Source organism: Pseudomonas sp. PDM24 (genome assembly GCF_019218905.1).
Classification (GTDB): domain Bacteria; phylum Pseudomonadota; class Gammaproteobacteria; order Pseudomonadales; family Pseudomonadaceae; genus Aquipseudomonas.
Map to the genome: position 1 here is coordinate 1 of NZ_JAHUWR010000016.1, position 1,417 is coordinate 1,417.

Genomic DNA, 1,417 nt, shown 5'->3' on the forward strand with positions numbered 1-1,417 from the left:
TAAGGCCGAGAGCTGATGACGAGTGTTCTTTTAGAACACGAAGTGGTTGATGCCATGCTTCCAAGAAAAGCTTCTAAGCTTCAGGTAACCAGGAACCGTACCCCAAACCGACACAGGTGGTTGGGTAGAGAATACCAAGGCGCTTGAGAGAACTCGGGTGAAGGAACTAGGCAAAATGGCACCGTAACTTCGGGAGAAGGTGCGCCGGTGAGGGTGAAGCATTTACTGCGTAAGCCCACGCCGGTCGAAGATACCAGGCCGCTGCGACTGTTTATTAAAAACACAGCACTCTGCAAACACGAAAGTGGACGTATAGGGTGTGACGCCTGCCCGGTGCCGGAAGGTTAATTGATGGGGTTAGCTAACGCGAAGCTCTTGATCGAAGCCCCGGTAAACGGCGGCCGTAACTATAACGGTCCTAAGGTAGCGAAATTCCTTGTCGGGTAAGTTCCGACCTGCACGAATGGCGTAACGATGGCGGCGCTGTCTCCACCCGAGACTCAGTGAAATTGAAATCGCTGTGAAGATGCAGTGTATCCGCGGCTAGACGGAAAGACCCCGTGAACCTTTACTATAGCTTTGCACTGGACTTTGAATTTGCTTGTGTAGGATAGGTGGGAGGCTTTGAAGCGTGGACGCCAGTTCGCGTGGAGCCAACCTTGAAATACCACCCTGGCAACTTTGAGGTTCTAACTCAGGTCCGTTATCCGGATCGAGGACAGTGTATGGTGGGTAGTTTGACTGGGGCGGTCTCCTCCTAAAGAGTAACGGAGGAGTACGAAGGTGCGCTCAGACCGGTCGGAAATCGGTCGTAGAGTATAAAGGCAAAAGCGCGCTTGACTGCGAGACAGACACGTCGAGCAGGTACGAAAGTAGGTCTTAGTGATCCGGTGGTTCTGTATGGAAGGGCCATCGCTCAACGGATAAAAGGTACTCCGGGGATAACAGGCTGATACCGCCCAAGAGTTCATATCGACGGCGGTGTTTGGCACCTCGATGTCGGCTCATCACATCCTGGGGCTGAAGCCGGTCCCAAGGGTATGGCTGTTCGCCATTTAAAGTGGTACGCGAGCTGGGTTTAGAACGTCGTGAGACAGTTCGGTCCCTATCTGCCGTGGACGTTTGAGATTTGAGAGGGGCTGCTCCTAGTACGAGAGGACCGGAGTGGACGAACCTCTGGTGTTCCGGTTGTCACGCCAGTGGCATTGCCGGGTAGCTATGTTCGGAATAGATAACCGCTGAAAGCATCTAAGCGGGAAACTAGCCTCAAGATGAGATCTCACTGGGACCTTGAGTCCCCTGAAGGGCCGTCGAAGACTACGACGTTGATAGGTTGGGTGTGTAAGCGCTGTGAGGCGTTGAGCTAACCAATACTAATTGCCCGTGAGGCTTGACCATATAACACCCAAGCAATTTG

General features: G+C 53.0%; 1 rRNA gene. It reads left to right on the forward strand.

What is annotated here, in order from left to right:
- Window positions 1-1,398 (forward strand): 23S ribosomal RNA (locus KW837_RS28530); the annotation flags it as partial.
- Between the last annotated feature and the right edge of the window lie 19 nt (window positions 1,399-1,417).